At 47.6% G+C, this 21,711-nt stretch carries 21 protein-coding genes; 4 read left to right on the top strand and 17 right to left on the bottom strand.

The genetic code is table 11. The features are described 5' to 3' along the window. Positions 1-78 precede the first annotated feature (78 nt). On the top strand, positions 79-1,653 hold the full coding sequence (locus KNQ14_RS05150; protein ID WP_050677419.1) for an FAD-dependent monooxygenase: 1,575 nt from the start codon (positions 79-81) through the stop codon (positions 1,651-1,653). A 33-nt stretch (positions 1,654-1,686) separates the two neighbouring features. Further along, positions 1,687-2,004 (top strand): hypothetical protein, encoded by a 318-nt coding sequence (locus KNQ14_RS05145; protein ID WP_214859853.1) that lies wholly within the window; start codon positions 1,687-1,689, stop codon positions 2,002-2,004. Positions 2,005-2,048: 44 nt separating this feature from the next. Here the strand turns inward: KNQ14_RS05145 and KNQ14_RS05140 are convergent, their stop codons facing one another. From KNQ14_RS05140 to recU, 7 genes are all read right to left on the bottom strand, one after another. Beyond that, positions 2,049-2,603, bottom strand: a complete 555-nt coding sequence (locus KNQ14_RS05140; protein WP_064299684.1) for a nuclease-related domain-containing protein — start codon at positions 2,601-2,603, stop codon at positions 2,049-2,051. 129 nt (positions 2,604-2,732) lie between these two features. Further along, on the bottom strand, positions 2,733-3,047 hold the full coding sequence (gene gpsB / locus KNQ14_RS05135; protein WP_050677422.1) for a cell division regulator GpsB: 315 nt from the start codon (positions 3,045-3,047) through the stop codon (positions 2,733-2,735). A gap of 5 nt (positions 3,048-3,052) precedes the next feature. Further along, positions 3,053-3,613, bottom strand: a complete 561-nt coding sequence (locus tag KNQ14_RS05130) for an SLOG family protein (protein ID WP_214859852.1) — start codon at positions 3,611-3,613, stop codon at positions 3,053-3,055. Beyond that, entirely contained in the window at positions 3,610-4,794 is a 1,185-nt protein-coding gene (locus tag KNQ14_RS05125) for a ribonuclease H-like domain-containing protein (RefSeq protein ID WP_251138101.1), read from the bottom strand. Before KNQ14_RS05125 ends, KNQ14_RS05130 begins: the two co-directional genes overlap by 4 nt. A gap of 17 nt (positions 4,795-4,811) precedes the next feature. After that, positions 4,812-7,076 carry a DEAD/DEAH box helicase gene (locus tag KNQ14_RS05120; protein WP_214859851.1) on the bottom strand — a complete coding sequence of 755 codons (2,265 nt, stop codon included), beginning with the start codon at positions 7,074-7,076 and terminating at the stop codon, positions 4,812-4,814. 103 nt (positions 7,077-7,179) lie between these two features. After that, positions 7,180-9,831 (bottom strand): PBP1A family penicillin-binding protein, encoded by a 2,652-nt coding sequence (locus tag KNQ14_RS05115; RefSeq protein ID WP_214859850.1) that lies wholly within the window; start codon positions 9,829-9,831, stop codon positions 7,180-7,182. 20 nt (positions 9,832-9,851) lie between these two features. Further along, the gene (gene recU, locus KNQ14_RS05110; RefSeq protein ID WP_035396916.1) at positions 9,852-10,478 is read right to left on the bottom strand and encodes a Holliday junction resolvase RecU; all 627 of its coding nucleotides are present in this window, start codon (positions 10,476-10,478) and stop codon (positions 9,852-9,854) included. A gap of 74 nt (positions 10,479-10,552) precedes the next feature. On the opposite strand from recU, the gene KNQ14_RS05105 reads away from it, so the two are divergent. Together KNQ14_RS05105 and KNQ14_RS05100 are read left to right on the top strand one after the other, a co-directional pair. Next, on the top strand, positions 10,553-10,855 hold the full coding sequence (locus KNQ14_RS05105; RefSeq protein WP_023468613.1) for a DUF1798 family protein: 303 nt from the start codon (positions 10,553-10,555) through the stop codon (positions 10,853-10,855). Positions 10,856-11,030: 175 nt separating this feature from the next. Then, a complete protein-coding gene (locus KNQ14_RS05100; RefSeq protein WP_023468614.1) occupies positions 11,031-11,945 on the top strand; it encodes a DUF3800 domain-containing protein in 915 nt (304 codons plus the stop codon). 188 nt (positions 11,946-12,133) lie between these two features. Here KNQ14_RS05100 and nth read toward each other — a convergent pair whose 3' ends face one another. The 10 genes from nth to panB form a co-directional block, all read right to left on the bottom strand. Next, on the bottom strand, positions 12,134-12,790 hold the full coding sequence (nth, locus tag KNQ14_RS05095) for an endonuclease III (protein WP_149427574.1): 657 nt from the start codon (positions 12,788-12,790) through the stop codon (positions 12,134-12,136). A 4-nt stretch (positions 12,791-12,794) separates the two neighbouring features. Further along, positions 12,795-13,373 (bottom strand): DnaD domain-containing protein, encoded by a 579-nt coding sequence (locus KNQ14_RS05090; RefSeq protein WP_023468616.1) that lies wholly within the window; start codon positions 13,371-13,373, stop codon positions 12,795-12,797. 75 nt (positions 13,374-13,448) lie between these two features. Continuing rightward, on the bottom strand, positions 13,449-14,738 hold the full coding sequence (gene asnS, locus KNQ14_RS05085; RefSeq protein ID WP_174316766.1) for an asparagine--tRNA ligase: 1,290 nt from the start codon (positions 14,736-14,738) through the stop codon (positions 13,449-13,451). A gap of 29 nt (positions 14,739-14,767) precedes the next feature. Then, positions 14,768-15,949: a pyridoxal phosphate-dependent aminotransferase gene (locus tag KNQ14_RS05080; protein ID WP_214859849.1), complete on the bottom strand. Its 1,182-nt coding sequence runs from the start codon at positions 15,947-15,949 to the stop codon at positions 14,768-14,770. Positions 15,950-15,963: 14 nt separating this feature from the next. Beyond that, positions 15,964-16,431, bottom strand: a complete 468-nt coding sequence (locus tag KNQ14_RS05075; RefSeq protein ID WP_023468619.1) for a hypothetical protein — start codon at positions 16,429-16,431, stop codon at positions 15,964-15,966. After that, positions 16,428-16,598, bottom strand: a complete 171-nt coding sequence (locus KNQ14_RS05070) for a YpmA family protein (protein ID WP_012370646.1) — start codon at positions 16,596-16,598, stop codon at positions 16,428-16,430. The genes KNQ14_RS05075 and KNQ14_RS05070 overlap by 4 nt, the downstream gene beginning before the upstream one ends. Positions 16,599-16,660: 62 nt before the next feature. Then, the gene (dinG, locus tag KNQ14_RS05065) at positions 16,661-19,477 is read right to left on the bottom strand and encodes an ATP-dependent DNA helicase DinG (protein WP_371743325.1); all 2,817 of its coding nucleotides are present in this window, start codon (positions 19,475-19,477) and stop codon (positions 16,661-16,663) included. 102 nt (positions 19,478-19,579) lie between these two features. Further along, a complete protein-coding gene (gene panD / locus KNQ14_RS05060; RefSeq protein WP_029341994.1) occupies positions 19,580-19,963 on the bottom strand; it encodes an aspartate 1-decarboxylase in 384 nt (127 codons plus the stop codon). A 2-nt stretch (positions 19,964-19,965) separates the two neighbouring features. Continuing rightward, entirely contained in the window at positions 19,966-20,796 is an 831-nt protein-coding gene (panC, locus tag KNQ14_RS05055) for a pantoate--beta-alanine ligase (RefSeq protein WP_214859847.1), read from the bottom strand. Next, the gene (gene panB, locus KNQ14_RS05050; RefSeq protein ID WP_214859846.1) at positions 20,793-21,632 is read right to left on the bottom strand and encodes a 3-methyl-2-oxobutanoate hydroxymethyltransferase; all 840 of its coding nucleotides are present in this window, start codon (positions 21,630-21,632) and stop codon (positions 20,793-20,795) included. The genes panC and panB overlap by 4 nt, the downstream gene beginning before the upstream one ends. Positions 21,633-21,711: the final 79 nt, after the last annotated feature.

Genomic DNA, 21,711 nt, shown 5'->3' with positions numbered 1-21,711 from the left:
CTTTCACACGTCAAGCGTGTCATCAATAGTTTAATGGTAACGAGTTTTGGCTAAGATGTAAATTAAGGGGGGTTATCCGTGAATAAAAAATTAGATGTCCTCATTATCGGTGCCGGACCAACCGGTTTAACACTCGCACTCGCACTCTCGCGCTATGGATTATCCTTTCGCATCGTCGAACGTGCAAGCGGACCATCCGTCGTCTCAAAAGCGATTGGGATTCAAGCGCGTTCTCTGGAGTTGTTCGCAAGGCTTGGTGTTGCAGAAGACTTGATGGAGAATGCGATTAAAATCAATCAAGGAAACCTCTATGTCAATGGCGCATGGCAGGCAAAACTTGATTTTACGGATTTGAACACACCCTTTCCGTTCGTCACGCTGTTACCTCAAAGTGAGACGGAACGGATTCTTGAAGCACGACTCGCCACATATGGACACGTAGTCGAGCGCGAAACAGAATTAACAGGGTTTGCTCAATTTCCAACGTTCGTTACTGCATCCTTACAACATAAAGGAGAAACAGAGACGGTCGATGCTTCCTTCATTATCGGAGCAGATGGCGCGAACAGCTTCGTCCGTCGAGAGCTCGGACTCCCATTCAGTGGAAAGTCGTTCAAAGAATCGTGGGCACTGGCTGACATCGAGGTCGACTGGCCGCTCTCTTCTGAGGAGGTTCATATCTTCTTCTCTGATCATGGCGTCATCGAGTCTTTCCCACTTCAGTCGAACTTGTTCCGGATTACCGGCAATCTAACGAGCGGACCTGTTCCGACCGACCATAAAGCGATTGACGATTTTTTACAAAATCGAGCCAAAGTACCGTTTGAGCTCAAAAAAGTCCATTGGTATTCCATGTTTCGCGTCCATAACCGGATTATCGAGAAATTCGGACACCACCGGATTTATTTGATCGGGGATGCAGCACACATCAATTCACCCGTCGGTGGTCAAGGAATGAATACCGGAATTGCTGATGCGATGAACCTCGCTTGGAAACTATGGTGTGTCCATCAGTTTAAGGCGAGTTTTCCGTTACTTGATTCTTACAGCGTCGAACGCCGAGAAGCGGCACAAGGGATCTTACGATCAACCAATCTTGCGACGGAACTTTTGCAAATCAATATTCCTTTTTTATTGCCCTTGCAGGAAAAAGTCATTCGAAATAGTCTCAAAATCGCACCCTTACATCATTTCGTGACGAACCGAATTGCACAGCTTAACAGCCACTACCCAGCGAGTTCGACCTTCGTCACACAAGGACACTTTAGTCCATTGACACCAAAACCAGGTGAACCGATGCCTTACAGTGAAGTCGTTCACCCGCGGACGAAAAAGAACGAACTATTGTTACGTCGTGCCGATCGGAATTTCTTATTACTACTGTTCTTACCAAAAAATGCAACCGATGATCTTCTTGAGCCATTCAAGGAACTCGCCTATACCTATCCCGATCTATTTGAGACAGTACCGATCCATCAGTCCCTTAAAGAGGATGGTGTCGTCGATCAAGGCGGTGAACTGGCACGACGCTTTGGCATCAAGCAATCCGGATTATATTTAATTCGCCCTGACGGTTATATCGCGTATCGCCAACAAGGTTTGAAAAGTAAATCGTTCGCCCGCTATGTTGAACGTTTACTTTATGCGCGTTAACTCGGTATGATAGTAAATGAGGTGAAGGCAAAGATGGATATACAGCTAGTTCGAACGGTTTTAATCATTCTTTTAGTCATTGCATTTCTCGTCATCGTCAGCAGACGAACGAAGGAAAACCTTCGATGGTCACTAATCGGGGAAGCATTTGGTGAAAAAGGAGAAGATTTATTAAAGGACGCTGCGCGACTCGAAGCAGCTGAGTTAGAGATTCGAGTCGAACGCGGCGTCAAAACTTCGTTTTTATTCCGACGTTTCAGTAAAGACTTGGATGATCGCGTAGCGGTGTATGTCTTGAAAGAAGACTTGGATCAAGCTGAAGACATTCTTGCGTCTCGACCAAGACGATGAATTCAAACGAAAAGGCAGTGAAGCGAGCGCTTCACTGCCTTTGTTCATTCCTGTTGCTGCGCGAGATAAAACGCAACTTGTTTTCGTTCTTGCTCTTGAACAGGGGAGGATTTCTTTGAGACGATGAACGCCCGCACATCTTTAAAGCTGTGCCCCGTCGGGAATTTAATTCGTTCCGTCCGCATCTGTGGTGCATTCGGAAAAAGTGTAATGCCATGAATCGGAATGATGATCCCTTGTTCTTTTAGCGTTTTTCGAACCGCTTGAACGATTTGTTTCGACTGATGGATGGGATGAGGTGCAAACACTTTTCTTCCATGCTCAGAATCCATGACATGACAAGATTCCTCCGTCATCCATTCTACGACCGCATCGTTTTGTAACACGAGGAACAATCCTTTTGGTCCGATCAGCGCAAAAGGAATGACAATCGTGTCAGAAAGACGAATCCGATCAAACAACATCCAATCAAAACGACAAACATGACGGATTTCATTACAGAGTGCATCCGTCTCACTCGTCGTCGTACTCACTTGTTTACTTGCAAAAAAACGACGGCGCGGTGGTTCAGGAACAGAAGCAGTCATGACTTGTAACATGGTTTATCATCCTTTGTAGTATGTATTATTAGTTATCTTAACACCGTTTTCGTTCAGATGACGATTCTTTCAAAAAGAAGGAAATAAAAAAGACACTTCTGATCTGACAGAAATGTCTTTTTTGATGCGTCAATCTTGGTGCGGACGTCCGAAAACGGCCTTCTCTAGATTCGAAATACGACGTAACATATCATAGTTCGATGAACTTGATACTTGTGGTTCCGCTTGTTCGACGCGGCGTTCTTCACGTCTTACCGGTTGTGCTGGTGCTTGTTTTAACGCCTCGTTCTCTTTCTTGAGACGTTCGATCTCACGTTCGAATCCTTCATAATCTTTAATGATTTGATCCAAGTATCCATCGACATCTTCGATGACATAGCCACGGAGGCCGGTTTTGAATTCCTTTTTGTAAATATCGTCCGCTGTCAACAATGGCTTATACATCCTATTCACTCCCACTGATCATTGTATTGTAATTCTTGTTCGAGCCAAGATAAATCATCTTGTGTAATTAAAAACAACTGATAATCGGATTGTTCCATTTCTATTCTAGCACGCTCTACTAAAAATTTCGCCGATCCTCCATGTTCTTCATCAAATACCGACAATAATCCTTGGCTTTTTTGAATCATAAACTCGGTTTTATTCCGTAACTGCGATGGATCCGTATACGGTTTCTGACTGATTGCTTCGACGAAGTCCGCTTGTTCAAGAATGGAAAGGTACTGCGCTTGAACGGGCTCTTTCCAGCGTGCTTCCTGTTCCAAGAACGGCAAAAGAATACCGAGACGAATATGGGGATACTCTTCCTTTAATTCAAGTACGACCTCGCATGCCCAGATTTCGCAACCCGGTGAGGCATTCGTGATAAACCACTCTGTGCCTCGATCCTCAATTAAGCGAATCATCCGCTCTCGATAGGCTGCCTTTAAGACTTGGATACCAGGGTGTTTTTGATCAAAGATACCTAGTTCATTGGGTTTGTATCCTGTGATGGCGACAACTTTCACGCGTCACACTTCCTTTTCAACCGACGTCCTCGATGATCCAGCTCTGCCAAGATTCGTTCTTTTTTAGTAATCAACCAATGATGTCGCTCGACGTGTTGTCGTGCTCGTTCCGTATAATCATAAGCAAGCACTGGATCTTTTGCAATGTGCTCTGCCCACTTCGCAAGCTCAACATACCCTAAATAACTGTCGCTCTTCAAGAAACAATCTCGAGCTTGTTCATGGTTCTTCATTTTTTTATGCAAATATCCTTGGCGCAACCATCCTTCTGCTGATAGTTCTTTGACTTGTTGAAAATGAGCGTGTGATCCTTCATGAATTCCGAGATCTGCCAGCCAAATCGCGATGTTTTCTTGAATTGGGGAAGGCGCCTCCGCTCGATGTGTGACGAGTCGGTTGCACGCATCATACAGTCCGACAAGCGTCAGACAATCATCCAGATGATGTTGCAAGACCCCTGTCATGATATCCGGATGCTGGTGTTCGACGTACTGGAAGTAATGCATCGGTGCCAAAAATCCAGGTAGATCCCCTTCCCGTTCAAATCCGATTCGCTCTTCCATCGCAGTCAATCGATAGGAATCATACATTCCTTTAAAGATTCGCCGCGCAACATGAAGTAAATCGAGATGGCCGACTTTCGGCAAACGAGGAACACGTTCCCGAACGAAGACATGACGTGTCTTGATTTGCGGCCAATCAAAGCTTTTCCCGTTATAGGTCACAAAGCGGACATCATCTCCGATATCGTGCAGGAAGTGATGGTAAAAGGCAGCTTCAAAGTGCGGATGCGGTAAGAAATATTGTCGCATCAGCAATCCGCCCTGCTCAAAGCGCGCGAACCCGAGTAAAAAGATCGTCGTTCCGGTTCCTCGTAATCCTGTCGTCTCTGTATCAAAGAAAATGACCTGCTCGAGCGGGACATCTAACGCAAGCGGCGGATGCGGCAATTGTAAGGACTCATACACTTCAGCAAAGCTTCGGTCTCCATGTCGATCTGTTAATGCATATCGCTTGTCGATCCTGACAATCCACTCTTCTTCGAACGTCAAGATATCGGCCCCACGATCAATCCAGGCTTGCTGTTCGTCAGTCCATCCGATTGGTGTCTTCAGCGTCTCCACTTCAGGAGCGGAAGACACTTGATCCTCCGTTGCGGCGTCTGATGTAGATTTCAGCATACGTCTAAGACGATTTTTCATGATAGTTCCTTCTCCATTTCTGCTAACAACTGAATCGTTCGTTCTTTCTCATCTGATACGCCAACCATACCGATACAAGCAGGACAACCGTCCTGACAAGGGCATGTGACGATCGAATCACGGGCGGCACGCAACATGACACCGCGTTGCTTATAAATCGACTCTGCGAGACCGACACCCCCTGGATAACGATCATATAGATAAACAGTTGGCTGTTGCGTGTGTGTCGCCTTGACTTGCGGCACGACGAAGACATCACTGGCATCACACATCAAATAAAGCGGTGCGACACGTCTGAGACTATTCGCGACCCCTTCTAACACTTGTTCGAGCTCTGTCGAAGAGCGTGCGTGATCGGGTAAAGTGAACCAAACACCTGTTGTATGAATTTCTCGTTCCGGTAAGTGAATCGGACCAGACCCGATGTTCTCATGCGTACCGAACTTAATCTTCTTAAACATCGTTGCCATTCCGCGGACGCTGACATCGCCGCGCGCAACACTATATTCTCCCTCTGCATACTGTTCATCTTCTTCGAGCACGGAAAGGTCGACTGAAAAATTAGCATCCGTATAATAATCAACGTCCACGGCACGGACGAACGCTTTTTTCTCTTCAAAATCCAAATGCTCAACTTGGTATTGATCGGCTCCGTGAAGATAAATGGCCTCGTCATGTAACAATGTCATCGCACTAAACGTATCCATTTCACCGATGACTCGATTCGGTACCTCGGTCTGATCGACGATGATGACGTTCTCTTGATCACTCGACCGAAGCGATATTCCATGAGCCGGAAACGCATCGTTCATCCAATAAAAGCGATCGCCACGTTCGTGCAGGACACGCTCTTCGACTAAGTATTCGAGGATATCTTCCGTCTCGAGAGTCCCAAATGATTCTCCTTTCGTAAAAGGCAGTTCAAACGCTGCACATTTGACGTGATCGACGGCAATGATCAGATTATCCGGATCAAGTCGGGCTGCTTCCGGGGATTGATTCAAGAATAACTCTGGTCGTTCTGCGACATATTGATCGAGCATACCGGAAGAAGCGACGAGAATGATTAGTGCATCATCTTGTCGACGTCCCGCACGCCCTGCCTGTTGCCAGAGCGAAGCAATCGTTCCCGGATAACCATTCATGATACAGACTTGCAGTTGCCCGATGTCGACACCAAGTTCGAGAGCATTCGTCGAGACGATACCGGTGATCTCTCCTTGACGTAACCGTCGTTCGATATCCCGTCGCTCACTCGGCAAATAACCGCCCCGGTACCCTTCGATGGATCGAGGACCGAGTTCATGCGGATAGATGCTTCGTAGATACGTCAGCAAGACTTCAACGCGAACGCGTGACCGTGCAAAGACGATCGTTTGGAACTTTTTCTTGATGAAGCGCATCGCCAGTTGTTTCGTCTCAAGCGTCGCTGAACGTCGAATGCCGAGTTGTGCGTTGACGATGGGTGGTTGATAGACGAGAAAATGTTTACGTCCTGTTGGCGCACCGTTATCATCAATCAAACCGACTGTTTTTTCTGTCAGTCGTTCTGCTAGTTCCTGCGGATTGGCGATCGTTGCACTCGTCATGATGAAGACGGGATCACTACCATAATACCGACAAATCCGTCGCAGGCGACGAATGACATTGGCGACATGGCTACCAAACACACCACGATATGTGTGTAATTCATCAATGACGATATACTTCAAGTTCTCGAACAGTTCGATCCATTTCGTATGGTGTGGTAGGATGCCGGAATGTAGCATATCCGGATTCGTGATGACGATATTACCAGCTTTTCGTACTTTTGTTCGAATCGTCGGTGACGTATCTCCATCATAGGTAAAACATCGGATCGGCGCCTCTAATTGATCGATCAGTTCAAGTAATTCACTATTTTGATCCTGTGCGAGGGCCTTTGTCGGATAGAGATATAATGCCCGCGCGTTCGGATGCTCTAACAAATGCGATAAGACCGATAAGTTAAAACAATAGGTCTTTCCGGAGGCAGTCGGTGTGACGATGACCGTCGACTCTCCCGCTTGTACACGTTCAAATGCTAACCCTTGGTGACGGTACAATTGCGTGATCCCACGTGTTCGAAGAGCTTGTCGTAAACGCTCCGGTAGTCGTTCTGGAAAATCGACATACCGCCCAGCTGTCGCTTCCATCGTTTTCATATACGTAATCCGCTCCATGAACGAGCGGTCCTGTTTCAATTCTTCGAGAAATGCAACGAGCGTTTGTTTCGCTTGCATGCCTTCACTTCCTTCCACTTCTCATTATACAAAAAAAGAGGCAAGACCAAAGAACGAACTACTCGTCTTTGGTCTTGTCTACTTTACAAGTGACGCTCCTTTATTAATCTTCAGAGTCATCTCCATTGTTATTCGGATTGTTGGTATTGTTGTTTCGTTCCGTCGAACCATTCGAATTGTTTTGCGCGTTTGCTCCATCATTCGAATTCGGTGCATCTGTTGCTGGTTCGTCCGTCGTCGGTTCATCCGTTGCCGGTTCATCCGTCGTCGGCTCGTCCGTTGTCGGTTCGTCCGTTGCAGGTTCATCCGTCGTCGGCTCGTCCGTCGTCGGTTCATCTGTCGATGGTTCGTCCGTTGCAGGTTCATCCGTCGTCGGTTCATCTGTCGATGGTTCGTCCGTTGCAGGTTCATCCGTCGATGGTTCATCCGTCGTCGGTTCTTCTGCTTCAGGATCGGTAACCGTTACCGTCGTCGAGACCGGACCAGATTCCTCTCCAGACGCTTTCGCTACGACTTGGAACGTTGACCGTCCTGGTTTCAAACCATTGATGGCAATTCGATTCGTCGTGCTCGTACCAATCGTTGATGTTTCACCGTCAGCATCTGTCATCGTCACTTCAAACGATACATCGTCATACCCATTGGCACGAAGCGCAGCATCATTATAGTTCCAAGTCAGTTCACCGCTCTTTGTGTCTTCATCGTAAGATGCTTGTAATCCAGTCGGAGCGGGTACCGTCTTTTTTTCAACGACAGGTTCCTTCGTCCCTTTCACGTACAATTCGTTTCCGATACTGAGGACAGAACTAGGTTGTTCAAATGGTGCTGGCGTACGATCACGTGTCTTCGTGATGAAATCTTTCCAGATTTGCTGTGCCATCGTACTGTTGTACGGACCGCTAAGTCCGGCTCCATTGTTGTTTCCGGATTTCGTCGTTCCTGTCCAGACACTGATTGAGACATCCGATGTATATCCTGCGAACCAAACATCTTTATAGGCATTCGTCGTTCCTGTTTTACCGGCTGCATCAAATGACAATCCAGCACTCGGGAACGTACCACCTGGTTTTAAGACGTCACGCAGCATATCCGTCAACATATACGCTGTATAGTCTTCCATTGCCTTTTTCGATTTGATCGGTGATTTGATTTTCGATCCATCACTGTACTCAATCGATTTGATGACGTGTGGCTTGATATAATCGCCACCATTACCGAGTGTGGCATACGCTCCTGCCATCTGTGTCGTATTGAAACCGTGTTTCATCCCACCAATCGCATACGCAGGCGAAATCGACTCATCGTCTTTCATCTTTAAGCCAGATTTTTCAGCGAACGCCTCGACTGAATCACCACCGATTTCTTGATACGTTTGGATGGCCGGTGTGTTCGCCGAGATTTTTAACCAGTGGCGGATCGTATTCGTGCCACGGTATCCATCATAATAGTTTCCAATCTCTTTGCCGTTGACTTCTGTTGGTTTATCCGTCAATTGTTTCGCAGTCGACCACTTATCATTTTCGATCGCTGGTCCGTAAGCGAAGAATGGTTTTGCAGACGATCCCGGTTGATGCGGTTCATTCGCAAAGTTTCGTCGCGCTGTGCCTTTACCTGGATTTTTACCATCAACGACCGCAAGGATTTCTCCGGTTTGCGTGTTGACCGCTGTCGCAGCTGTTTCCGCATATTCCGGTAACTGAACGATTTGGTCTTTCTTGATCGCTTCATTCATATAGTCATGCATCGGTTTATCGATCGATGTATAGATCTTCAACCCTTGACCGTAAATGTCTTTTCCTTCTAAACCAAAATCATCTTCTAACTCTTTTGATACCATATCGAAGATGACGCTGTCGTACGATTCATCCTTCGTCGACTTCGGCGCCGGATTGATTAATTTTGAGATCGGTTGTTTGACCGCTTTGTCTCGTTGCGCTTGTGAGATGACGCCTGTCGTCAACATCGCATCAAGAACTTGTGTCTGACGCCATTTCGTCAGTTTTGGATCTCCTTTAATTGGATCGTATGCTGTCGGACGTTGTGGCAGTCCTGCGAGCATCGCAGCTTCTGCATAATTCAACTTATCAACTGATTTGTTGAAATAAGCTTTTGAAGCCGTCTGAATCCCAAACGAGTTTTGACCATAATAGTTTTTGTTCAAGTACATCTCTAAAATTTGATCTTTTGTATAGTCCTGCTCTAACCGGATTGCGAGCCATTGTTCTTGGACTTTTCGCGTGACCGTTTTATCGAAGCTAAGGAATGATTGTTTGACGACCTGTTGTGTGATCGTCGACGCACCTTCCGATCCGAAACCATCCGTCACGTTCGCGATGATGGCTCCGCCCAGACGACGGAAATCAATTCCGTTGTGCTGATAGAAACGACGGTCCTCAATCGAGATGAATGCGTCTTTAACGACTTCCGGTACTTCATCGATTGACACGTATTCTCGACTCGTTCCGCCTTTCGTAATCTCTTCCTTATTGCTCGCATAGATTTTCAATGGCAAAGCATCTCGAAGTTCTGTCTCATCGAGCTCAGGTGCCGTAGCAATCGCGTAAGCGGCAAATCCGCCTCCGACTAACATCATGACGATGAATAATCCGGTAGCGATCAGCAATAACTTTTTCCAAAGTGGACCTTTCCCACCGGAACCTCCACCTGACTTTTTCTTTTGGGGACGTTTCGTCCGTTTCATCTTTTTCTCAGATGACTTCGTCTCTTCACGACGTGCGACACGACTTCTTTCCATATGCTATCCTTCTCCTTCAATCAAAAAGTGTCTGAATTGAAATATAGTTCGTCCACTGCCTTTAAATAATCGATGGCAGGGTACGCGCCAGTCTCGACTTTGATACCGTCTCGTTCAATGACCGTCAGCGGAATTGATTTTCGTCCGCTTTCTAGTTGATCCCACCAGGGGAACACGTGCTCGACTGAAAGCACATATTGCACATTATACAGACTGAAACGAATGATGACAAAACAAATTCCTCCATGTTCGACACATTGTCGCATGTGTGCGATTTGATGGGGGTGAAAATTTTTTATCGGGAAAGACGTTTTATTCGTCGTCTCCTTCGCTTCGAAATCAATATATTTTCCGCGATAAACACCGTTATAGTCCGTCGTCGACGGTTGCTTGAAATAGGCTTCCTTGACGACCGCTGCCGACCGTTTCGGATAATCAACTTGGACGATTTGTAACGGAGTGGGTTTCTTGTGAATGATTGCCCGATTATGGGTCAGGTAAAACGTATTACTTTCATTCAATAATTTTTCGAGCGTCATCCCTCGATTCGAAAAGGTGGAATCGGTTGATCGCGCCTTCTTTATTCGGGTTCCATGCGACTCGAGTGGCTTTTGAAATTTTTTCCCGTTCGGGTAATTCAAAACGATTCCCCTCCTATCGCGTTTATTGTACCATGATATGTGATTGTACCGTATCGGCCGAGAGGAGTAGTTAAAAACCAATGACAATTGAACCGTTATTACAAGAGATTGAACGTATTTATCAAGAAGGACGTGCCGGAACCGAATATGATTTCAATCGAGACGTCGTACCGTTCGTTGAACGAGCGGATCAACTGATTGCACAGTGGCAAACGAATGCCCAAGATAGTCCTTACTTACGACCTAGCATGGTCGAAAGCGCCGTTGATCAATTGAAGCAAATTTCCGTCCAAGCATTTCAGCCGAAAACGAGTCTGAAGCGCTTCAATGAAACGATTAAATCCGTTCGTTATATCGATCGCTTGATGAATGGTGAAGAATAACGATTAAAAAACAGGAATTATCTTCCTTAAGTCGAACACCTAATCATACGAAGGAATGTTTCTACGGTTTCACTTATCAGGCTATGGCTTTTCAGCCGCCTAGCGTGTAAAGTGGCATCAAGAGCATTTCTTTCGAAAAGACTGTGTAATTATTGTGCAATTGGAGGAGATTCATTTGAACAAACGGGTACAATCGAACGTCAAAGGCGTTGACGTCAAAGGATTTCCTAAGAATTCGACCCCTGCCCCGAAGAAATACATCATGTTCGTCGACGAAACTGGGACACCGAAGGGTAATACACAATTCAACTTAACGGGTGTCTTGATGGAATATAAATATGCCATCGATTCGGACGAGACCGGTGAACCAAGTCCGCTTCGTCAACGTTTGATGGATTTTAAGGCAAAAGTTTTTGAAGATCCGCATATTCCCCTTCATTTGAAGGAGATTTTAAAAGCTGAGCATCCGTATGGTAAAGAAGATGGTATCACGATCGATATGTTACGTCATTTCTGGATCGCCTTACCAGAATTTTTAGTTGATATCGATTGTACGATCGTCAGCGTCGAAGTCGATAAACAGAAGCTACAAGACTTCTTCTCGACACCAAAGGATCCTTATGTCGTTGCCTTCGCCCATCTGATGAAGTCATTTTATTCCTTCCTCGATGAGACAGAAGCAACGAGTGCGCGTGTCGTTCTTGAAAGCCGTGATGATTATCAAAACTTGCTCATTCAAAAGGCGTTCTTCGATATCTTCAATTCGGGAACGGTCCATCTCGACGTCGAAAAAAGCCGTCAAAAAATCAAAGGCTTCATCTTTGCTGAAAAAGACAGCGACCTCTACCAATCTGGTCTTGAGATTGCCGACTTGGTCTGCTTACCTTTATCTCGCGTCCGTCGTGGTGTCATCGAGGTAAAACCACGGTTTGTCCATTATGGGGACGAAAACCGGATTTTTAAAGCCATCAAAGATAAGATTTACATTCGACGCGATAGTCCGGACCAAGATTTCCGAAACTGGGGATTCAAAAAAGTACCGATCACGAAAAAGCGTCGTGAATGGTCCGATACTCCTTGGAATGGGTAATGACTCAAAAATTAGTCTCTACAAAGATAAGGGTGGCAGAATGATCTGTCACCCTTATCTAATAAAAAAGAATGACTCGTCTTTTCACGCTCTTTCCTCAGGTCTTGTTTGTCTCTAACAGCGCAAAATGCGCTTTTCCTGTAGGAGTTGCGTGTGACGAGTCATTCTTTTTTTGAGTCTGTCCCTTTTTAGGGTGTAGCTATTCCTTTTGTTCGTTTTTTCCCTTCTCGACACATGTCGAGTAACGGGCACGCTTCACAGTTCGGACGTTGTGCCTTGCAGTGATAACGTCCAAAGAAGATGAATTGATGATGGAGCTTTGACCAACGCTCCCGTTTGAAACGACGCATCAGTGTTGCTTCGACCTGCGTGACATTATCCTTCCAGCGACAGATCCCGAGGCGTTTCGAGACACGTTCGACATGTGTATCGACCGCAAAGGCCGGTACATCAAAGGCGACAGACAAGACGACGTTCGCCGTCTTGCGTCCTACGCCAGGTAAGGCTTCGAGCCCGGCGCGTTCCGTCGGGACTTCTCCGTCGTGTTGCGCAAGGAGCTGTGCCGCAAGCGCCTTGATGTTTTTGGCTTTATTCCGGTACAATCCAAGTCGTTTGATTTTGTCCTCGATTTTCTCGACGGGTGCCGCAGCAAGCGACGCAGGATCCGGATACGCTGCGAACAACCCAGGCGTCACCTGATTGACAAGTACGTCGGTCGCTTGTGCACTGAGTGCAACCGCTACGACCAGTTCAAACGGGTTGCGATGAATCAACTCACAAAATGCATCTGGAAACATCTCTTCTAACGTTGCTTCAATCCGATCGATTTCTGCCTTTCGTAACATTTCCTTAACCTCCCCGCCCTGCGAGATCCTCAAGCGTCTTGATCCCTTCACGTTCCCACGTCCGTAAAATTTGATTGATATAGGTCATTTTGCGGACATTATGATAGACCGCTTCTCGAAGTGCGGCAAGTACTAGCTCTTCCGAAATGTTCTCGATCGTCAACCACTGAATGATTTGCTCCATCTGAAACGGTGACATCATCCCGAGTTCCCGCTCGAATTGTTGGAAGACGGACGGATTGATCGTATCAAAGTTCGGTGCTTCCTGTTCCGGTGGTGCCATCAGCTTTTCGTAAAGCGGAACAAGCGAATAACGTTCAGACCCGTTGACGTTCTCCATTGCCAGTAATCCTTTTTGTAATAAACCGAGTGTCGTCTCGATCGTTTCCGTCTCGGATAGTCCAAGTCGATTACTTAACTCTTCTGGTGACGGCATCTCCATGCCCTCTGCCCGGCAAGCAAACAATTGACCAATTAACGTGAACTCGACAAAACTGATGCCTAACCGTTTTGCCTCGGTGAACAATCGTTTCGGTAAGACGACCGTCCCTTCCTCGAATAATTGCACTAAATTATGATTCATCGTATTTCCTCGATTCTCTAGTCTAAACAAGAAATCGACCCGTCGAGACGATGGGTCGATGTTTTTCCTTACTGCTTATGGATAGAGGCGGTTTAGCAAACGTGGGAACGGAATCGTTTCCCGAACGTGCTCGACACCTGTGATCCAAGCGACTGTCCGCTCTAAACCAAGACCGAAGCCACTGTGTGGAACAGAACCGTATTGGCGTGTTTCGAGATACCATTTATAAGCACCTGTCTCGTCAAGACCATGTTTCTTCATCTCAGCGAGGAGTTTTTCATGATCTTCTTCACGTTGTGAACCACCGACGATTTCCCCGTATCCTTCAGGGGCAATCAAATCATCACACAAGACGAAGTCTGGGTTTTCCGGATCTTCTTTCATGTAGAACGGTTTGATTGCTTTTGGCCAGTGCGTGATGAAGACAGGACGTGCGAAGCTGTTTGCGATTGCTGTCTCGTGTGGTGCACCAAAGTCATCGCCGAATTCGATATCGTCGAATCCTTGCTCCTTGAGCATATCGATTGCTTCCGTGTACTTGACGCGCGGGAACGGTGCTTTAATGTTTTCAAGGACCGTCAAGTCACGTCCAAGCAACTCAAGTTCTGCACGACAGTTTTTCAGTGCTGATTGCACAAGGTGCGAAACATAGTTTTCTTGGACTTCGAGGTTCATCTCGTGATCGTGGAATGCCATCTCAGGCTCCATCATCCAGAATTCGATCAAGTGACGACGTGTTTTTGATTTTTCAGCACGGAACGTTGGACCGAACGAGAAGACCTTTCCAAGTGCCATTGCTGCCGCTTCCATGTAAAGCTGACCCGATTGTGAAAGATACGCATCTTCATCGAAATATTTCGTATGGAACAATTCTGTTGTTCCTTCTGGTGCGCTACCTGTCAAGATTGGCGGATCCACTTTGATGAATCCTTCTTGGTTAAAGAATTCGTACGTCGCACGAATCAATTCGTTTCGAACGACCATGACCGCATGCTGGCGCTTTGAACGCAACCAGAGGTGACGGTTATCCATTAAGAAGTCCGTTCCGTGTGCTTTTGGTGTGATCGGATAATCGATTGCTTCATGGATGACTTCGATTTTTGAAATTTCCATTTCATGACCGATCGCTGTCCGACCGCCATCTGATTTGATGACACCTGTCACCCATAGTGATGATTCCTGCGTTAAGCCTTTTGCTTGTTTGAATAAGTCTTCGCCGACTGTTTCTTTGACGACGACACCCTGCATGAATCCAGAGCCATCCCGAAGTTGGAGGAAGGCGATCTTACCGCTTGAGCGTTTGTTTGCTAACCAACACCCGATCGTCACTTCTTCTCCTACATATTTGTTTACATCCCGAATCATTGCTTTCAACAGTCAACATCCTCTCTCTATTAAACGGCTGTATGTGCCGTGATGAATCCTTCAATCCGGTCGAGTGCCTCTAGGACACGTGCCGGATCCGTCGCGTAAGATAGGCGGACATAGTCCGGTGCACCAAATCCTGAACCTGGAATCAAGGCGACCTTCGCTTCAGATAAAACAGCTGTACACCAGTCATCGACATTATCGAATCCACACATCTCGGCAGCTTGCTTTGCATGTGGGAACAAGTAGAATGCCCCTTCCGGCTTCAGACACGTTAATCCTTCGATCTCGATGAGTCGTGCATAGATTTTTTCAAGTCGTTCTTCAAAGATGACACGCATCGCTTCGACCGGTGCATCGCCTTCTGCATACGCAGCAACCGATGCTGCTTGCGCAATCGATGTCGGGTTCGACGTCGAATGGCTCGCTAAGTTCGTCATCGCTGAGATGATCTCTTTCGGTCCGATTGCATACCCGATCCGCCAGCCTGTCATCGCATGGGACTTCGAGACACCATTGATGATGACCGTCCGTTCGCGCATCTCTGGCAAGGACGCGATCGAAATATGTGTCGCACCGTTATAGAGCAACTTTTCATAAATCTCGTCACTGATGACGAGTAGATTGTGCTTGATCGCAACATCTGCTACCATCTCGAGCTCTTCTTTCGAATAGACCATTCCTGTCGGATTCGATGGTGAGTTCAAGACGAGTGCTTTCGTTTTTGGGGTAATGTGTTGCTCGAGCAATTCCCGTGTCACTTTGAAGCGAGACGATTCGTCCGTTTCTAAAATGACCGGTATGCCGTCACTGAGTTTAATTTGCTCTGGATAACTGACCCAGTATGGTGCTGGGACGATGACTTCATCGCCTGGATCGAGAATCGCTTGGAACAACGTTGATAGTGCATGCTTTGCGCCTGAAGCGACCATGACTTCCGAGCGTTCGTATGGCATCCATAAGTCACGGCGTGTCTTTTCGATGATCGCATCCTTTAAGGCAACCGTTCCGCCAGACGGCGTATACTTCGTATCGCCCGCTTCTGCTGCCTCGAATGCTGCTTGGATGATGAATTCCGGTGTATTGAAGTCGGGCTCTCCCGCACCTAAACCGATGATGTCTTGACCTTCTTCAAGTAGTGCCTTGGCTTTCGCTGTGATGGCTAGCGTCGTAGATGGTGTCAATTGTCGTACGCGTTTCGATAACATGTCGCCCACTCCCTTTACTTGATTCGTAATCGCTTGATGAAAGAACCTTCTTGATACGTGTAATACGAATAATCATAGCCTGTCGTCGTCTTTGAAACGATCTCGATGACGGCACGATCCTCAAAGCCGTACTTAGCAGACACGATGTCTCCTAGTTCCGGATGATCCGCGATGACCGTTTTGATGGCAATACCATCAGCAACTGGTCGTGTCTCAATCGTTCCTTTTTTCGGAACGAACGCCCGTACCGCCTGTCCATTCTGCTTCATCGTAAAAACGACATATTGACGTTTCCCGTTAAAGACTGATTCGAACCGGACGTCCGTTGGTTTGAGTTCTTTTTTCAGACGCGCCTCTGCTTGTTCGGCGACGCTCTGTTCCCGGTCTTTTGCCTCAGCGATCGTCACCTGATAAACGGCGGTGCCAAGTACAGTCAAAAGGATGAGTGCACTTAGCAGACCAAGCGTGATTTTCCACTTCATGTGCGGTAGATGGTAAAGACCATCTGCTCCTTGTCTTTTTCATCGAGAGCAAGACCGAACATTAAATCTTCCGTTTTCAGTGTCCGATTCAACAAGTCGACGATTTTATACGTATCGTCATGGCGGTTCACTTTGACGGTCGCAAGTGTTTCAATTTTTGAATCCATCTGTATGTCCTCCCTCATTTTTCTCTATCTATTATAATGCGATAGGGTTTATCTGAATAGACTTAATCGCCATCATTCAAGAACAATTCTAGTTCTGCCGTCAGTTCATCAAGCGGTTTTGATAAAACAGGCACTTTCGGCAGACTCGTGACGAACCGTTTTCCATAACGCGTCGTCTCAATCCGGCGATCAAGTACGAAGACGACACCTCGGTCGTTCGTCGTCCGGATCAAGCGACCAAAGCCTTGCTTAAAGCGAATGATCGCTTGCGGTAAGCTGTATTCGAAAAATGATGATTTCCCGAGTTTTTCGATCCGTTCCGAGCGTGCCTGGACGATCGGTTGATCCGGTGGCGCGAACGGTAGTCGGACGATGACGAGACAACTGAGATCATCTCCTGGGATATCGACCCCTTCCCAAAAGCTAGCCGTCCCGAACAAGATACAGGCGTCGAGTTGCTTGAACTGTTTCATCAGTCGTTGCCGTGAACCTTGCGTGACCCCTTGCGAGAGTAACGTAAACCGTTCAGGTAACAGTGGTTTCGTCGCTTCATGCGTCAGTCTTAGCAAGTCATTTGAGGTAAACAAGACGAGCATCCGTCCTTCCGTCACCTCTGCGATTTGTAAGATGGCTTCCGCAATCGTCTCTGCGAATTCCGGCAATGGTACATCCTGTAGGAGCGGGAGATCCGTCGGAATCATCAATCGCACGTTATCGGCATATCCGAACGGCGACGGAACGACGAAACGACGTGTCTCAAACGCATCGAGCCCTAAACGGTTCTCAATGAACTGGAACTTGTTCGAGACAGTCAGCGTCGCAGACGTCAGGATACACGTCCGTTTCGAAAAGACATCGCGTCGCAGTCGCTCTGAAATGTCGATTGGTTGTGTGTAGACCCGTGTTAGTTTCCGGTTCTTAACAGACGTCTCGATCCAAGATACCGTCTCATCGTGCGGGGCAAGCATCGTCTCGAAGATGGCGAGCTCCGCTTCTTCGATTTGTGACGTGATCGCTTTTAAATCCGCGACGAGTGAACGTTCGCGATAACTCATCTGCTCCCGGTGTTCATGGAACAGTTTATGAATCGCCCGGATTGCTTGACGCAAACGCCGCAACACCAATTCAACCCGCTTGGCACTTTCCTGGACGGCACGCATCGAACGGTCGAGTCGCTTGAAGCGAATGCTGACCATTCCTTCCCGTCGTGCTTTGCGAGAAGCCAGTTCAAGCCCGTACGCTTGAATGATCATCAATAGACCGTCTGCTTCTTCGAGTAACGTCGTCAGTGCCTCATCGACTGTCTCACTATGGGCTTCGACCATCTCGGCGATGTCCCATTCTTCCGACAGATCGAGCAAGCGGTGTAATAATTTTTTATCGGACGAATACCCGAGTTGTCGGAACAGACGATCAAACGTATGTCCATCAAAGACAAGACCAAAATGATGGCTCGCGACTTCTTCGATTTGGTGTGCCTCGTCAAGAATCAACGGACTTCCTTTCGGCAAGACCCCTGCTTCGAACTGCAGGTCACTAAACAACAAGGCATGGTTCGTGACGATGATCGTCGCATCCTTTGCTTGGCGAATCGCATGTTGGAAGAAGTCCCGGCTGTACCACGGGTCAAATCGTCCGAGCTGCGATTGGCTATCAGACTGGATCAACTGTTTAATGCCGATATTGCCTTGCGCTGCACCGCCTGGTAAGCTGACTTCCTCTAAATCTCCCGTTTCCGTCTCCGTCAACCAGACGAGCAGAATCGCTTTTGCGAGCGTGAAGTTATAAGCATCCTCTTGATCATTCAAGAAAAATTCGAATTTCCGTAAATCAATATAGTTACTTCGTCCCTTAAGCAATGCAATCTGGACCGGCGCATCGAACAGTTGACGCAAGAGCGGTAAATCACGCGCGAACAGTTGCTCCTGCAATTGAATCGTGTGCGTACTGACGACGATCGGGACTTCATGTTCGAGCGCGTAATGCGCTGCCGGAACAAGATAACCGAGCGATTTCCCGGTTCCCGTTCCCGCTTCGACGAGTAACGGCGTTTCTTGATCGAGCGATTGATAGACATGACGCATCATCTCGAGCTGCCCACGTCGCTCTTCATATCCTTCGAATAAACGAGGGAACGTCACGGCATTCAATTCATCAACGAATGGTCCGAACGGTTCAAGAACGGGTGGATGTGCCAACCGCTCTGTCGTCTGGCGCTTTTTCAAAGCGATTTTTCGAAAACGATCAAACTGTGAATCCTCCTCGATGCCGACTAAACGAATCGCATGGTCGATTTCCTCTTCGATGGCACTGAACAGGCGTGGTGATAAACGTCTTAAGTGCTTCAATGTCTCAAGCGGCAACGTATGTAGTCGTTTGAGTAGTTCAAGCAACAATTCAGCCGTCGCCGAAGCGTCACTCCCTGCCCGGTGCGCTTCTTGATGGGCAAGGTGTAATGACTCTGACAGATGCGACAGCGCGTGGCTTTCTGCTGTCGGAAGTAAGATTCGTGCGAGTTCGACCGTATCGATGACAGGACCTGTGTACGGCAAGTATCCTTCCTCTTCTAACGCATCGTTTAAGAAGTTTAAATCGAACTGCACATTATGTGCGACGAAGACACCACCATCGAGCAATGATAAGACACGCGGTGCGATGACATCGAATGTCTGGGCCTCTTTGACATCCTCATCCGTGATGCCCGTCAACTGGGAAATGAACGGAGGAATCGGTTGGGTCGGACGCACGAAGGCAGACAATTGTTCTGTCAACTGTCCATCTTCAATGACCGCCATGCCGATCTCAATCATCTCATCGCCAGCCTTTATGGAATGACCTGTCGTTTCCAGGTCGACTACGACGTACTTTTTCTTCAACACTGATCCTCCACCTTTTATCCATCCTCTCCATGACCGGATGGCATTTCATTCTTCATCTTAACAAAAAAAGAGACCCGCTGACATGATCGGGTCTCTAAAATTTCATAAGATCGTGTGGGCAATTTCTTGAGACAACATTTGTTTGATGTCGTTCTGTTCATTTAGAACAGCCACTTTTGGAACATGTGTCGCGATTTCTTCCGTCGATAGTTGCGCGTACGCCATGATGATGACCTCATCTCCGACTTGGAAATGGCGAGCTGCCGCACCGTTCAAACAGATGACACCTGAACCACGAGCACCTTTAATCGCATACGTTTCAATCCGTGCACCGTTCTGATTGTTCGTCACTTGGACTTTTTCATTTTCAAGAATCCCGACAGCATCGAGTAAATCTTCATCGATCGTAATCGAACCAACATAGTGTAAGTTTGCCTCGGTGACCCGAGCTTTGTGTAGTTTAGCGTGCATGAATGTGCGTAACATCGTCATGCTCCTCTCGTATATAGTAAATTATCGATCAAGCGTGCCGATGCAAACTGCACGGCGACAGCTAAGAGAATCGTAGTCGTTTGTTCAGTGACGGGTCTTAGTGACGGGTAGTCGACGGCTTCGACGTAATCGATCGTCGTCCCTTCGAATTGAAGTGCTTCGCGCGTCCGCTCGAGAACCGTTTCAACAGGCACCCCTTGATCGAGTGCTTGTTTCGCTTGTTGCATCGCCTGCTGGATGCCCGGTGCTTGCGCCCGCTCTGTTTCCGATAGATAGACATTGCGTGACGATTTTGCTAGACCATCCGCTTCGCGAATGATCGGGCAACGGACGATCTCAACCGGAACAAAGTAATCAGCGACATACGCTTCAATCAATGCGAGCTGTTGTGCATCCTTTAAGCCGAAATATGCACGGGTTGGACGGACGACGTTCAATAGTTTGCTGACGACCGTCAACACACCATCAAAATGTCCTGGTCGTGATGCGCCGCATAAGACATCATCACCGGAGCGGACCGTAACACGGGCCATATCCAGCGGATACATCGTCTCGTTCGTCGGATAGAACAGATAATCGACCCCTTCTGCCTCCGCGATCTTCTGATCGCGTTCCGCGTCTCGTGGATAACGATCTAAATCTTCGTTTGGTCCGAATTGTGTCGGGTTGACGAAAATACTCAAGACAACGACATCGTTCTCTTGTCGTGCTTGTTTGAGCAAGGAGACATGCCCTTCATGCAAGAATCCCATAGTCGGTACAAAACCGATTGAACCGGCTCCCGCTAAACGTTCGCGTAACGTCTGGACGTCCTGGATGATTTTCATTCTTTGGTCCCTCCATAAAGCGCACCAATCAGTTCTTCGTCCATCTGGAACGAGTGTGCTAGTTCAGGGAAGGCACCGGCTTTGACGTCTTTGACGTAAGCAGCGATTGCTTCCGTTCCTGAAGTATTCCAGTCCGTGTACGCTTTGACGAACTTCGGTAAACGACCGACACCATACGTCAAGATGTCATGATAGACAAGTACTTGACCGGCGACGTCTGCGCCAGCACCGATGCCGATGACCGGAATCGAGAGGAGCTCTTGAATGCGTTTCGCGAGCGGATGCGGTACACATTCGAGGACGAGCATCTTCGCTCCGGCACGCTCTGCTTCCAAACTGTCTGCAATCAGTTGTTCGGCTGCTTCTAATGATTTCCCTTGGACTTTGAATCCTTCAAGGACACCAACGGATTGTGGTGTTAATCCGAGATGCGCGACGCAAGGCATCCCAGCGTCCGTCAAACGACGAATCGTCTTTAAGATCTCCCCTGCCCCTTCCAGCTTCAAGGCATCTGCCTGCGATTCTTGGAAGATACGCGCCGCTGATTCAAGCGTGCGATCAAATGAACCATGATAACTTGCGAACGGCATATCGACGATCATGAACGTCTGTGGTGCGCCGCGGCGTACCGCGCGCGCATGATGAACCATGTCGTCGACCGTGACGGCAATCGTTGAATCATAGCCGAGGATGACGTTCCCGAGGGAATCGCCGACGAGCAACATATCGACTCCTGCTGCTTCCGCTAGTTTTGCTGAAGGATAATCATACGCCGTCAACATGACGAGTTTCTCTCCAGATTGTTGTTTTTTGAGTAATGGACCCATTGTGTGCATCGTGTTCTCTCCTTACGTGTGTAGGGAGGACAAAAGGAAAACGCCTTCTTCTCCAAAATAAATGCATGCGGAAAAGAAG

The sequence above is a fragment of the Exiguobacterium sp. s161 genome, assembly GCF_018619045.1.
In the GTDB taxonomy this organism is placed as follows: domain Bacteria; phylum Bacillota; class Bacilli; order Exiguobacteriales; family Exiguobacteriaceae; genus Exiguobacterium_A; species Exiguobacterium_A indicum.
Note: the sequence above shows the minus strand (reverse complement) of the source record. Positions and strands in the feature narration are given on the sequence as shown.